Source organism: Trinickia symbiotica (assembly GCF_002934455.1).
Taxonomy (GTDB): Bacteria; Pseudomonadota; Gammaproteobacteria; order Burkholderiales; family Burkholderiaceae; genus Trinickia; species Trinickia symbiotica.
Genome location: NZ_PTIR01000001.1, coordinates 237,518 through 249,170 on the forward strand (window position 1 = coordinate 237,518; position 11,653 = coordinate 249,170).

8 protein-coding genes are annotated in these 11,653 nt (G+C 64.0%); 4 read left to right on the forward strand and 4 right to left on the reverse strand.

The window, feature by feature from the left end; all coding sequences use genetic code 11:
- Nucleotides 1–39: 39 nt before the first annotated feature.
- Together B0G57_RS01120 and typA are read right to left on the reverse strand one after the other, a co-directional pair.
- A complete protein-coding gene (locus B0G57_RS01120; RefSeq protein ID WP_018438718.1) occupies nt 40–2,895 on the reverse strand; it encodes a 2-oxoglutarate dehydrogenase E1 component in 2,856 nt (951 codons plus the stop codon).
- 251 nt (nt 2,896–3,146) lie between these two features.
- Nucleotides 3,147–4,973 (reverse strand): translational GTPase TypA, encoded by a 1,827-nt coding sequence (gene typA / locus B0G57_RS01125; RefSeq protein WP_018438719.1) that lies wholly within the window; start codon nt 4,971–4,973, stop codon nt 3,147–3,149.
- Nucleotides 4,974–5,277: 304 nt separating this feature from the next.
- On the opposite strand from typA, the gene B0G57_RS01130 reads away from it, so the two are divergent.
- From B0G57_RS01130 to B0G57_RS01145, 4 genes are all read left to right on the forward strand, one after another.
- Nucleotides 5,278–5,754: a MarR family winged helix-turn-helix transcriptional regulator gene (locus tag B0G57_RS01130; protein ID WP_051089957.1), complete on the forward strand. Its 477-nt coding sequence runs from the start codon at nt 5,278–5,280 to the stop codon at nt 5,752–5,754.
- A gap of 26 nt (nt 5,755–5,780) precedes the next feature.
- Complete coding sequence (locus B0G57_RS01135) at nt 5,781–7,280, forward strand: efflux transporter outer membrane subunit (RefSeq protein ID WP_026229300.1); 1,500 nt, start codon at nt 5,781–5,783, stop codon at nt 7,278–7,280.
- A 79-nt stretch (nt 7,281–7,359) separates the two neighbouring features.
- A complete protein-coding gene (locus tag B0G57_RS01140) occupies nt 7,360–8,622 on the forward strand; it encodes an HlyD family secretion protein (protein WP_018438722.1) in 1,263 nt (420 codons plus the stop codon).
- A gap of 36 nt (nt 8,623–8,658) precedes the next feature.
- Entirely contained in the window at nt 8,659–10,221 is a 1,563-nt protein-coding gene (locus B0G57_RS01145) for a DHA2 family efflux MFS transporter permease subunit (protein ID WP_018438723.1), read from the forward strand.
- Between the two features lie 85 nt (nt 10,222–10,306).
- On the opposite strand, the gene truB is transcribed toward B0G57_RS01145, so the two are convergent.
- Nucleotides 10,307–11,260: a tRNA pseudouridine(55) synthase TruB gene (gene truB, locus B0G57_RS01150; protein ID WP_018438724.1), complete on the reverse strand. Its 954-nt coding sequence runs from the start codon at nt 11,258–11,260 to the stop codon at nt 10,307–10,309.
- 22 nt (nt 11,261–11,282) lie between these two features.
- Complete coding sequence (gene rbfA / locus B0G57_RS01155; RefSeq protein WP_018438725.1) at nt 11,283–11,651, reverse strand: 30S ribosome-binding factor RbfA; 369 nt, start codon at nt 11,649–11,651, stop codon at nt 11,283–11,285.
- Nucleotides 11,652–11,653: the final 2 nt, after the last annotated feature.

Consider the following 11,653-nt stretch of genomic DNA (forward strand, 5'->3'; position numbering starts at 1 on the left):
GGAAAGCGTCGTAACGCTTTCCCGATCCGGTTCATTTCGTTATTTAGCGATCGATGCGCTCTTCAAGCGGCCGAACGCGCCTTCGACGAGCGCCTTCTGTTGCTCGTAGTGCTTCGCGTAGTAACCGACCGCCGGCGAGGCCGAAGCCGGACGTCCGCTGTAGGCCAGCTTCTGCCCTTCCTTCATGCCTTCCCTCAAGTGATGCTCGATGTAGAACCACGGGCCTTGGTTTTGCGGCTCGTCTTGCACCCACACCACTTCCGTCGCGTTGTCGTACTTCTTCATTTCCGTTTCGAACTGCTTGTGCGCGAACGGATAAAGCTGCTCGATACGAACTATCGCGACGTCGTTCGCTTTTGCTTCGCGGCGATGCGCGACGAGGTCGTAATAGACGCGGCCCGAGCAGACGACAACACGCTTCACCTTCTTCGCGTCGATGCCCGCATCGACTTCGCCGATGACGGTCTGGAACGCCCCGCTCGCGAGCTCCGACAGATCAGAGATGGCCTCCTTATGGCGCAGCAGCGACTTCGGCGTGAAGACGATGAGCGGCTTGCGGAACAGGCGGATCATCTGGCGGCGCAGCAGGTGGAACACCTGCGCGGGCGTCGTCGGCTGCACGACCTGCATGTTGTTCTCGCCGCAAAGCTGCAAGTAGCGCTCGATGCGCGCCGACGAGTGCTCGGGGCCCTGACCTTCGTAGCCGTGCGGCAGCAGCATCGTCAGGCCGGACACGCGGCCCCACTTGACTTCACCCGACGAGATGAACTGGTCGATCACGACCTGCGCACCGTTCGCGAAATCGCCGAACTGCGCTTCCCAGGCGACGAGCGTATTCGGCTCGGCCGTCGAGTAGCCGTATTCGAAGCCGAGCACGGCTTCCTCGGAGAGGACCGAATCGATGACGGCGAACTTCGCCTGACCCTCGGCGACGTTTTGCAGCGGGATGTACGTGCCGTCGTTCCAGCGCTCGCGGTTCTGATCGTGCAGCACCGCGTGACGGTGCGTGAACGTGCCGCGGCCCGAGTCCTGACCCGTGAGGCGCACCGCGTAGCCCGACGCCACGAGCGACGCATAGGCGAGGTGCTCGCCCATGCCCCAGTCGAGCGGAGCGTCGCCGCGACCCATCGCGCGACGATCGTTGATGACGCGCTCGACGAGCGGATGGACCTTGAAGTTGTCGGGAACCGTCGTGATGCGCTCGGCGAGGCGCTTGAGCTCGGCGAGCGGAACGGCCGTATCGGCCGCGTCGGTCCACTTGCGGTTCAGGAAAGGTACCCAGTCGACCGCGTACTTGCTCTTGTAGTTCGAGAGCACCGGATCGATGGTGTGATGACCCTGATCCATCGCCTCGCGATACGCCTTGACGAACGCATCGACGTCTTCGGCGCGGATCACGCCCTGCTGCACGAGCTTTTCGGCGTAGAGCGCGCGCGTGCCCGGATGCTGGGCGATCTTCTTGTACATCAGCGGCTGCGTGACGGCCGGCGTGTCCTGTTCGTTGTGGCCGAGCTTGCGGAAGCAGACGATGTCGACGACGACATCCTTTTGGAACTGCATCCGGAAATCGATCGCGAGGCGCGTGGCGAGCACGACGGCTTCGGGATCGTCGCCGTTCACGTGCAGCACGGGCGCTTCGATCATCTTGACGACGTCCGTGCAATAGAGCGTCGAGCGCGCATCGCGCGGATCGGACGTGGTGAAGCCGATCTGGTTGTTGATGACGATGTGCAGCGTGCCGTGCGTGCCGTAGCCGCGCGTTTGCGCGAGGTTCAGCGTTTCCATCACGACGCCCTGGCCCGCGAACGCGGCATCGCCGTGAATCTGCACGGGCAGCACTTGCGCGCCCTGGTCGTCGCCGCGGCGGTCCATGCGCGCCTTCGCCGAGCCTTCGACCACCGGATTGACGATTTCGAGGTGCGACGGGTTGAACGCGAGCGACAGGTGCACCGGGCCGCCTTCGGTCGAGACGTCGGACGAGAAGCCCTTGTGGTATTTCACGTCGCCGGCCGGCAGATCGTCGACATGCTTGCCCTCGAATTCGGCGAACAGATCCGACGGCATCTTGCCGAGCGTGTTCACGAGGACGTTCAGGCGGCCGCGGTGGGCCATGCCGATGACGATTTCCTGCACGCCCTTCGCGCCTGCGTGATGAACCACTTCATCCATGGCCGCGATGAAGCTCTCGCCGCCTTCGAGCGAGAAGCGCTTCTGGCCGACGTAGCGCGTGTGCAGATAACGTTCGAGCCCTTCGGCGGCCGTCAGGCGGTTGAGAATGTGCTTCTTCTTCTCGACCGTGAAATTCGGCGTGGCGCGGATCGATTCGAGCCGTTCCTGCCACCAGCGCTTTTGCTCCGGATCGCCGATGTACATGAACTCGGCGCCGATCGTGCCGCAGTAAGTGTCGCGCAGCGCCTTCACGATCTCGCGCAGCGATGCCTGCTCGAAGCCGAAGTAGAGGTTGCCCGCGCTGAACGTCTGGTCCAGATCGGCTTCGGTGAAGTCGTAGAACGCGGGTTCGAGTTCGGGGATCGCGGGGCGCTCGCGCCGTTTCAGCGGATCGAGATTAGCCCATTGCGAGCCGAGGAAGCGATAGGCGCTGATGAGGGACTGAACGTGGACTTGCTTGCGCGCGGTGGAGAGATTCTCGCCGGCTTCGCGCGGGATGAACGCGTTGGCCTTGGCGCGCTGGGCGAACGATTCGACGATGGGGCCGTGGGCCACGTCGCTCGCGTTCGTGCCGTCCGAGGCGGGAACGTTTTGCAACGCGTCGAAATATCCGCGCCAGTTCTCCGGCACCGATGCCGGATTGTCCAGATACTGCTCGTACAGTTCTTCGACGTACGGAGCATTGCCGCCGAACAGATACGAGTTCAGCTGAAATTGCTTCATCATGTTTACGCTCACTTTTCTTCGAGCTTCTCGAGAAATAGCGGGTTACTCAACCTTCCGCGACACGGCCTGACCGTTTAGCGGATTGCGCGAATCAAGTCTTGCTTGGAAGGACCTAAAACTAGCAACGCGCAGCATAGCACAGAAGGGTGTTCCATATCGGGACAACTGTGCCGCTCGAACGACAAAAAGCCGCTTCAATGAGCGGCTTTTTGTCGTTTTCTTCATCGTTGGTGAAACGTGGACGATCAGTCTCAGTCGAGCACGGCCTCGCGGCTCGCCCGGCGACGCTCGTGCTCCTTCAGGTAGCGCTTACGCAGACGAATCGACTGCGGCGTGACTTCCACGAGTTCGTCGTCGTCGATGAATTCGACCGCGTATTCGAGCGTGAGCTGAATCGGCGGCACGAGCCGGACCGCCTCATCCGTGCCCGAGGCGCGGACGTTGGTGAGCTGCTTGCCCTTGATCGGATTGACGACGAGATCGTTGTCGCGGCTGTGAATGCCGATGATCATGCCCTCGTAAAGCGCGTCGCCCGGCTTCACGAACATGCGGCCACGGTCCTGCAGCTTCCAGAGCGCATAGGCGACGGCCGCGCCGTCGTCCTGCGAAATCAGCACGCCGTTGCGCCGCTCGCCGAGCGAGCCGTCCTTGACCGGCGCGTATTCGTCGAACACATGGCTCATCAAGCCCGTGCCGCGCGTGAGCGTCATGAATTCGCCCTGAAAGCCGATCAGGCCGCGCGCCGGTATCCGATACTCGAGCCGAGTGCGGCCACGGCCATCGGAGGCCATGTCCTGCAGCTCGCCCTTGCGGCGGCCGAGTTCCTCCATGACGCCGCCCTGGTGGCCGTCTTCGAGGTCGACGGTCAGCAGCTCGTACGGTTCGTGCTTCACGCCGTCAACTTCATGCATGACGACGCGCGGACGCGAAACGGCGAGCTCGTAGCCTTCCCGGCGCATGTTCTCGACGAGGATCGTGAGGTGCAGCTCGCCGCGGCCCGAGACTTCGAAAACCGTCTCGTCGCCCGTGTCGCGCACGCGCAGCGCCACGTTGTGATTGAGCTCGCGCATCAGACGGTCGCGAATCTGCCGGCTCGTGACGAACTTGCCCTCTTTACCCGCGAGCGGCGACGAGTTGACGAGAAAGTTCATCGTCAACGTCGGCTCGTCCACCGTAATCATCGGCAGCGCTTCCGGCGTATCGGGCGCGCAGATCGTCGCGCCAATGCCGATATCCTCGATGCCGTTCACGAGCACGATATCGCCCGCTTCAGCCTCTTCGACCTGCACGCGCTCGAGCCCGCTGAACGACAGCACCTGATTGATCTTGCGGTTCAGCAGTTCGCCTTCGGGGCCGAAGCGCACGACGACCGGCTGGCCCGGCTTGATCCGCCCGCGCGTGATGCGGCCGACGCCGATGCGGCCCACGTAGGTCGAGTAATCGAGCGACGTGATCTGGAGCTGCAAGGGCGCGTCGGGATCGGCCGGGCGCACCGGCACGTGCTCGAGAATCGCCTCGAAGAGCGGACGCATGTCGCCTTCGCGCGCGCTCGGTTCGAGCGACGCATATCCATTGAGGCCCGATGCATAGACGATCGGAAAGTCGAGCTGATCTTCCGTCGCGCCGAGCTTGTCGAAAAGGTCGAAAGTCTGATTGATGACCCAGTCGATGCGCGCACCGGGCCGATCGATCTTGTTGACGACGACGATCGGCTTCAGGCCGAGCGCGAGCGCCTTTTTCGTCACGAAGCGCGTCTGCGGCATCGGGCCTTCGACGGCATCGACGAGCAGCAGCACCGAATCGACCATCGAGAGGACGCGCTCGACCTCGCCGCCGAAATCGGCGTGGCCCGGCGTGTCGACGATATTGATGTGCGTGCCTTCATATTCGACCGCGCAGTTCTTGGCGAGGATCGTGATGCCGCGCTCACGCTCGATGTCGTTCGAGTCCATCACGCGCTCGGCGATCTGCTGATTGTCGCGGAACGTGCCCGATTGGCGGAGCAGCTGGTCGACGAGCGTGGTCTTGCCATGGTCGACGTGGGCAATGATTGCGATGTTGCGGAGGGCGCGAGTCATAGGAGGCGGATCTGAAGGTGGCGCGCACGACTGAGCACGCACTTTGGAGAACTGGAAAGTATAGCACGCTCGGATGATGAGAATTGCTGCGGCGTGATCCGCCGACCCCACTCCATTGATGCGCAGTTGCGAGCAGACTTTTTCGCGAGCTGCGAGAATACACGTTCTCCGCGTTCGTTTAATGCGCCGGGTGGCCCGCGGAGATCGTCCCTCGCTGTGCTCGTGCAACGAAATAGTTGCCGAGGCAGGTTTTTTTTGACTAAAATCATGCCTAGGCAACTATTGCAATCTCATGAAAACTGACATGACGAATTCGCCGAACCCTGTGCCGCGCGTGGTATGCGACTTCCAGCTCGAGGAGGCCGTCGGCTACCTGCTCGCACGCACGAAGTCGAATCTCTCGAACCTCGTGACGCAGCGTACGATGAGCGAGCTCGGCATCACGAGCACGCAGGGCAGCATGCTCTTCATGATCGGCACGGGCCGCTGCCAGCTCGCCGCCGATCTCGCCCGTCACTACGGCATCGATGCGAGCGCGGTCACGCGGCTCATCGACCGCCTCGAAAAGCGCAAGCTCATTTCGCGCGTGCGCAGCAGCGAGGACCGCCGGGCCGTGCGTCTCGAGCTCACGCCCGAAGGCTATGCGATCGCGGCGCGCATGCCCGAGCTCTTCGGCGAGGTGACCGACAAAGCGCTGGCCGGCTTCACGTCCGAGGAAGTCGGATTTCTGAAGACCATGCTGAGACGCATCCTCGCGAACACGGGCGAGCAATGTCCATGACTTCAATTCCAACAAAAGGCGGTGCAATGACATCTCTTCGGCGTTCGTCAAGTCGATTCGGCCGTCGCGGCGGGGTGGCCGCGGCGATAGCGGCGCTCGTGCTCGCCGGCTGTGCCAACTACGCCGGCATCAAGAGCGACAAGACCCTTCAGCCGGCCACCAGCTTCGAGACGCGGCAAAGCCTGCCGTCCGAAGGAGGGCAATGGCCGTCGCTCGACTGGGCCAGCCAGTTCGGCGATCCGCAGTTGCCGAAGCTGATCGCCGAGGCGCTCGACGGCAATCCCACGATCGCTCAGGCGCAGGCTCGTATCGCGAAGGCGCAGTCGTTCATCGAGAGCTCGCGCTCGAATCTCTCCCCGAAAGTCAACGGCAGCTATTCATACACGCGCGAGCGTCTTTCCGCGAACGGCCTCTATCCCCCGCCCTACGGCGGAAATTGGTTCTCGGAAAACAACCTGCTCGCGAGCGCGTCCTGGGACCTCGATCTGTGGGGCAAGAATCGTGCGCGGCTCCAATCGGCCGTCTCGCAGGAAAAAGCCGCCGAGGCGGATTTGCAGGAAGCGCGCATCACGCTTGCTTCGTCGGTGGCGAGGGCCTATAACCAGTTGGCACAGCTCTATGCATTGCGCGACATCGCGGTGCGCGAAATCGCCAATCGCAAGGACGTCAGCGCGATCACGAATGGGCGCGTCACGGCCGGCCTCGACACGAACGTCGAAAAGCAGACCGCGCTCGGCAACATCGCGACGAGCCAGACCAACCTCTCCGATCTCGACGGCCAGATCACATCGGTGCGTTATCAGTTGGCGGCGCTGCTCGGCAAGGGGCCCGACCGTGGGCTGCAGATCGCCGAGCCTGTGCTGTCGCCGGGCGGCGCCGTGACTCTGCCCGACAATTTGCCTGCCGATCTCGTCTCGCGCCGGCCCGACATCGTCGCGGCCCGCTGGCAAATCGAAGCGGCGTTGCACGACGTCAAGGAGGCGAAAGCGGAGTTTTTCCCCGACATCAATCTGGCCGCGACGCTCGGCTTCGACACGTTCTGGTGGAGCCGCTTTCTGACGGCCGGAAGCCGCCAGATCCAGGCGGGTCCCGCGATTCACCTGCCGATCTTCGACGCGGGCGAGTTGCGCGCGCAACTCAAGGGGCGCTACGCCGATTTCGACCTCGACGTGGCGAACTACAACCAGACGCTCGTCAACGCGCTTTCGGACGTGGCGACGCAAGTCGCGTCGATCCGTGCGATCGATCGTGAGATGGGCGATGCGCAGCGGGCGCTCGACGCCTCGGCTGAGGCGTATCGGCTCGCCGTGATTCGCTACAAGGCCGGCCTGTCGCCGCAGTTGCAGGTGCTGACCGCCGACGACAACCGGCTCGCCGCGGAGCAGACAGTGACGAACCTGAAGATGCGGCGTCGCGACCTGCAGCTCGCCTTGATCAAGGCGCTCGGCGGCGGCTTCGACGCACAGGCGGCCGGCGTGGCCGTCCCCGTCGCCGACGAGCGAACGATACGAACCCAAGATCGATAACTGAAATTCGACCAGTCGAACCTCAGAGCAAAAGGGCCTGAAGGCCCGAGGCGAGACCCGAGAACCGGAGAGCATTTCCATGAGCGAGACCCAACAAACCGCCGCGCCCACTCAAGCGCAAACGCCGCCGTCGGGCAACGGCAAGCGAAAATTTTTGATGTTGCTGCTCGTCGGCGTGATCATCGTCGCCGCGATCGCGTACGGCCTCTACTACTTCCTCGTCGCCCGCTACCACGAGGCGACCGATGACGCGTATGTGAACGGCAACGTCGTCCAGATCACGCCACAGGTGACGGGCACCGTCATCGCCGTCAATGCCGACGATACGCAAAACGTCAAGGTCGGCGATCCGCTCGTCGTGCTCGACGGCGCGGATGCGCGCGTCGCGCTGGAGCAGGCCGAGGCCAATCTTGCGCAGACCGTGCGCCAGGTTCGCGGCGTTTTCGTCAACAACGATCAATACCGGGCGCAGGTGGCCGAGCGCCAGGCCGATCTTTCGCGCGCGCAGGACGACTTGCGCCGTCGTCTGACCGTTGCGCAGACGGGTGCGGTCTCGCAAGAGGAAATCTCGCACGCGCGCGACGCCGTGAAAGCCGCGCAGGCCGCGCTCGACGGGGCCCAGCAACAGCTTGCCTCGAACCGCGCGCTGACCGCGAACACGACGATCGCCACGCACCCGAACGTGCTCGCCGCCGCGGCGAGGGTCCGCGACGCCTATTTGAACAACGCGCGCAACGTGCTGCCGGCCCCCGTGACGGGCTATGTGGCAAAGCGTTCGGTCCAGGTCGGCCAGCGCGTCTCACCGGGCACGGCGCTCATGGCCATCGTGCCGCTCAGCTCGCTCTGGGTCGATGCGAACTTCAAGGAAGTGCAGCTCAAGCACATGCGCATCGGCCAGCCCGTGACGCTGACCGCCGATGTCTACGGCTCGTCCGTCGTCTATCACGGCACCGTGGTCGGGTTCTCGGCCGGCACGGGCTCGGCGTTCTCTCTCCTGCCCGCTCAAAACGCGACCGGCAACTGGATCAAGGTCGTGCAACGGCTGCCCGTGCGCGTCGCGCTCGACCCGAAGGAATTGCAGGCGCATCCGCTGCGCATCGGCCTTTCGATGCAGGTCGACGTCGACATCAAGGACGACAACGGCAGCCAGCTCGGCAATGCGCTGAACACGGTCTATCAGACGGACGTATTCAAGAAGTACGGCGACCAGGCCGACGCCGAAATCGCGCGCATCATCGCCGAAAATGCCGGCCCGAACGCGAACGTGCCCGCCGCGCAAGCGAAGGTGCCCGCGGCGCGCGGCACGGCCGCCAAGGTCGCGAGCGGCGCATCGTTGATGTAAGCACGCGAACGGACTTCTATCGAAAGAGAAAGCGCAATGGCTCAGCAGCAAGTCACGCATCCGCCGCTAAGCGGTGCGCAGCTCGCGATCGGCACTGTCGCCGTCTCGCTCGCCGTGTTCATGAACGTGCTCGATACGTCGATCGCGAACGTGTCGATCCCGACCATCTCGGGCGACCTCGGCGTTTCCTCGGACCAGGGCACGTGGGTCATCACGTCGTTCGCCGTCGCCAACGCGATCTCGGTGCCGCTCACGGGCTGGCTGACCGATCGCATCGGCCAGGTGCGGCTCTTTCTTGCGTCGATCGTGCTGTTCGTCGTCTCCTCGTGGATGTGCGGCCTTTCGCCGACGCTGCCTTTCCTGCTCGTTTCGCGCGTGATTCAGGGCGCCGTGGCCGGGCCGATGATTCCGCTCTCGCAAACGCTGCTGCTCGCGAGCTATCCGCGCGCGAAGGCGCCGCTCGCGCTCTCGATGTGGTCCATGACGACGCTGATCGCGCCCGTCGCCGGCCCCATTCTCGGCGGCTGGATTTCCGACAATATCTCGTGGCCGTGGATCTTCTACGTCAACATTCCCGTCGGCGTCGTCGCGGCCATTGCGACGTGGGCGATCTTCCGCAAGCGTGAATCGCTCATCAAGAAGGCACCGATCGATACGGTGGGGCTCGCGCTGCTCGTGGTATGGGTCGGCTCGCTGCAAGTCATGCTCGACAAGGGCAAGGACCTCGACTGGTTCTCGTCGGCGACGGTCGTCGCCCTCGCGCTGACGGCGCTGATCGGCTTCGCGTTCTTCGTCGTCTGGGAGCTGACGGCCGAGCATCCCGTCGTCGATTTGTCGCTCTTCAAGAAGCGGAATTTCACGGGCGGCACGGTCGCGCTCTCGATCGGCTATGGGCTCTACTTCGGCAATCTCGTGCTGCTGCCGCTCTGGCTGCAGACCGACATCGGCTATACGGCGACCGACGCCGGCCTCGTCATGGCACCCGTGGGCGTCTTCGCGATCATGCTGTCTCCGCTGACGGGCAAGCTCCTGCCGCGCATGGATCCACGCCGGATCGCGACGGCCGCTTTCTGCGTGTTCGCGCTTTGCTTCTGGATGCGCTCACGCTACACGACGGGTGTCGATACCTGGTCGCTCACACTGCCGACGCTCGTGCAAGGCATCGCCATGGCCGGGTTCTTCATTCCGCTCGTGTCCATCACGCTGTCCGGGTTGCCCGGTCATCGAATCGCGGCCGCTTCCGGGCTGTCGAATTTCGTCCGCATCATGTGCGGCGGCATCGGCACGTCCATCTTCACGACGGCCTGGGACCATCGCACGAGCTTCCATCACGCGCAACTGACCGAGCGCGCGAGCACGTTCGATCCGACCTTCACGCAATCGATGGCGCAGATGGGCGCGGCAACGGGCACGGATCCTTCGCAGCAGTACGGGCTGTTCGATCGGCTCGTGACGCAGCAAGCCGCGCAGCTCGCCGTCAACGACCTCTTCTATCTGTCAGCCGTCATCTTTATCGTGTTGATCGGCCTCATCTGGATCACACGGCCGGAACGAGCCGGCGGCGGCTCCGCCAGCGCGGCGGCATCGGCGGCGCACTGATCAGGGCGCACAGAGGCGGCGCACCGAGGGGACCGAGACAGCCCCTTCAACGAGCGTACTGAGCGTTGGGGGCTGCGGTTCAGATTTATTTCACCGTGACGAGGCGCTCCGGCGCCAGCACGCCGGCCACGGCGCGCGCCACGCCGAGCAGCGCGCCGTCATCGGCCCGATACACGCGAACCCGCGCGCCCTCGGCCGGATCGCCTTCCGTTGTCGAGCCGGCGAGCTCAGACATTTCGGCGAGGCGCAGCCGCTGACCGTGCTGAAAGCGCCGCGCTTCTTCCTCTCCCAGCCGAACCGCCACGAACGTCGACAGCAAGGCGTCGACGGGCCGCAGCACTGAATCGCGCGCGGAGGCTTCCATCATCGACAACGCGTCGAGCGTCACCGCATGCTCGAGCGTCAGCGCGCCGACGCCCGTGCGCCGCAAGGCGACGAGATGCGCACCGCAGCCGAGCGCTTCGCCGATATCCTCGGCGAGCGTGCGGACATAAGTGCCCTTGCTGCAGGTGACGCGAAACGTGATGTCGGGCAGCGCGCAACCGAGCACCTGCAGCGACCGGATCGTCACGGTGCGGCCCTCGCGCTCGACGACCTGCCCCGCCCGCGCATACGCATAGAGCGGCTTACCGTCACGCTTTAGCGCCGAGTGCATCGGCGGCACCTGAACGATCTCGCCGCGAAAGCGCGCAAACGCGGCCGCAAGCGAAGCGTCGTCGACATCGACGACCGCGCGCGTTTCGAGCACTTCGCCCTCCGCATCTCCGGTCGAGGTGCGAATGCCGAGGCGCATCGTCGCCTCGTAGGTCTTGTCGGCGTCGAGCAAGTCCTGCGAAAACTTCGTCGCCTCACCGAAGCAAAGCGGCAGCAGACCCGACGCAAGCGGATCGAGCGTTCCAGTATGACCCGCTTTCTGCGCGAGAAAAAGGCGCTTGGCGGCCATCAGCGCGTCGTTGCTCGAGAGCCCGATTGGCTTGTCGAGCAGCAGTACGCCGTCGAGCGCGCGGCGCGGCACGCGCGGGCGTTGAGGTTGGTTCATGGCGAGGGCGGAGCGTGCGAGATCAGTCGTCCTTCGCACGCGTCGCGTTCGCCTGATCGATGAGGCGCGACATTTCGACGGCCTTTTCGATCGTCTTGTCGTAGTGGAAATGCAGCGTCGGAACGGTGTGGATGTGCAACCGCTTGAAAAGCAGATTGTGCAGGTGCCCCGCCGCATGGTTGAGCGCCGCCTGCGTCGCTTCGGGGTCGCCGGAGAGCGTCGTGAAGTAAACCTTCGCGTGCGCATAATCGGGCGTCAGCTCGACGCTTTGGACTGTGACGAGCCCGATGCGCGGGTCCTTGACCTCCCGCATGATGAGTTCCGACAGATCGCGCTGGATCTGATCGGCGATCTGCACATTGCGGTTCGGGGTATTACGTTTCTTCGACATGG

What these genes read in the sequence shown, in the direction of transcription:
- B0G57_RS01120 (WP_018438718.1), bottom strand. Translation starts at nt 2,895, where the DNA reads ATGATGAAGCAATTTCAGCTGAACTCGTATCTGTTCGGCGGCAATGCT.
- truB (WP_018438724.1), bottom strand. Translation starts at nt 11,260, where the DNA reads ATGAACCAACCTCAACGCCCGCGCGTGCCGCGCCGCGCGCTCGACGGC.
- B0G57_RS01130 (WP_051089957.1), top strand. Translation starts at nt 5,278, where the DNA reads ATGACGAATTCGCCGAACCCTGTGCCGCGCGTGGTATGCGACTTCCAG.
- B0G57_RS01135 (WP_026229300.1), top strand. Translation starts at nt 5,781, where the DNA reads ATGACATCTCTTCGGCGTTCGTCAAGTCGATTCGGCCGTCGCGGCGGG.
- B0G57_RS01140 (WP_018438722.1), top strand. Translation starts at nt 7,360, where the DNA reads ATGAGCGAGACCCAACAAACCGCCGCGCCCACTCAAGCGCAAACGCCG.
- B0G57_RS01145 (WP_018438723.1), top strand. Translation starts at nt 8,659, where the DNA reads ATGGCTCAGCAGCAAGTCACGCATCCGCCGCTAAGCGGTGCGCAGCTC.
- rbfA (WP_018438725.1), bottom strand. Translation starts at nt 11,651, where the DNA reads ATGTCGAAGAAACGTAATACCCCGAACCGCAATGTGCAGATCGCCGAT.
- typA (WP_018438719.1), bottom strand. Translation starts at nt 4,973, where the DNA reads ATGACTCGCGCCCTCCGCAACATCGCAATCATTGCCCACGTCGACCAT.